Annotated in this window: 1 protein-coding gene; it reads right to left on the bottom strand. The window is 42.2% G+C overall.

Features of this window, described 5'->3' with window-relative positions:
• Window positions 1–38: 38 nt before the first annotated feature.
• A partial coding sequence (locus tag Q9Q35_RS01670) for a Rib/alpha-like domain-containing protein (RefSeq protein ID WP_304651851.1) occupies window positions 39–1,722 on the bottom strand: 1,684 nt, incomplete at its 5' end.

The following is a 1,722-nucleotide window of genomic DNA, read 5'->3' as shown; positions in this document are numbered from 1 at the left end:
AGTGTTCTTTGAGGACATGATGAATATCCGCAATTCGCTTATTGAACTCGGCTATTTTTGAAGCGCTGCCGGTTTTGTTTGTATTTTTTTTGTTTACCTTTGGCCACTGGTTCATTCTTATCTGCGTCAGTACGATCATCTGTTACTACCACTTTGACTGGCACTTCATCTGTTGAACCATCTGGGTAAGTTACTACTACTGTCGCGTCTTTTGTACCTGCTGTTGTAGTATCTACTGGATCTTTGAACGCTACCTTTGTACCTTCTGGCAAGTCACCTAAGTTGGCGATCGAGTCTTCCGCCTTCGGTGTTTCGTTTAGCCCCACGGTTTGATCCTTTGCCACTGGTTCGTTCTTATCTGCGTCAGTCTTAGCTTTTTCATATTGAGCTACATAAGTAGCACCTGTTGTGAAATTACCTGTTGGCAATGCCGGACTCCAAGCATCAGTACCTTCTTTTTGAACAAAGCCATCATTAGCCTTAACAGTTGGAACTACTACATCACTTACCGGTGTCCCTTCTCGAACATCAAATACTGTTCGTGCTCCTTTTTCAAATGTCCCATTTGTGCCAGCTTCAAAAGTTACACGTACATACCCTTCTGGAGTTGGAGCTGTTGGATCATCTGTTCGATCGATCACTTTATCTAAAACATTTACTGTCACTTCACCTTTAGCTGTTGTTCCATCTGGATAGGTCACTGTGACAGGTACTTTATATTCACCCGGTGTTGCACCATTTGGCAAGCTACTTTCATCATCGACCGTTACCACAGGTTGTTTTTCAGCATCAGTTGGATAATCTGTTGTTACTTTAGCGATCACATCAGCTGCTGTCGTTGCTTCACCAGCCGGTTTAGTAAGTTCACCAAATGTAGCTTTATATTGGACATTATCCTTTTGCTCGTATTGAGCAGTATACGTTCCCTGTTCTTCAACAGTAGCTGGAAGTTCTGGTGACCAACCAGTATGCAAGTAATCATCTTCTGGTGTTACTTCTGGCACAACTTTGTCTAGATCAGCCTTAGCGGTACCTTTTTTCACATCATAGATAGTTGTCGTGCCATCAGTAAATTTACCATGATCTCCTGGAGCAAATGTAACTCTTACATAACCCTCTGGAGTCGGTTTTGTTGGATCATCAACTGGGATAACATTACCTACAACAACTGTTACTGTTACTTCATCCGTTGTGTTATCTGGATAAGTTACAACTGTCGGAATCTCATAAACTCCCGGAGTATTTCCATCTGGTAAAGTCGTACCTTCCTTAGGCGCAACCGTAGTTCCTTCTGGCGCTGCAACATCATTACCATCTTTGGTATATGTTACAGCTTTAGCAAGATCTTCATTTGTTGTCGGTTGTCCTAGATCTTTATTGATCGTACCACCATTTGCTGTGTATGTTTCGGCGTAATCCTTAGCTACATTAACAGTCGCATAGGTATAGTCTTTTGAGCCATCTGGATAGGTCACCACTACTGGAGTTACATAAGTTCCTTTAGTTGGTAACCCTTCACCTTTGACTGTGATCTTGCCAGTTGCTTCATCGACTGTAACATTTGCTGGATCAATAACAGTTGCATCAGCTGGTAATTTAGCTTTTTGCTTTTCTTCATCCGTTGTCGCAGTCGCAAATTTAGTACCTTCTGGCATTTGAACTTCAGTGCCGTCAGTTTCTTTATCTTTAAATGTAGGTGCTTCAACTGTCGCTTCTTCTCCT

This window comes from uncultured Ligilactobacillus sp. (assembly GCF_948826705.1).
In the GTDB taxonomy this organism is placed as follows: Bacteria; Bacillota; Bacilli; order Lactobacillales; family Lactobacillaceae; genus Ligilactobacillus.
The sequence above is the reverse complement of the archived record's forward strand: the minus strand, read 5'-3'. Positions and strand labels throughout refer to the sequence as shown.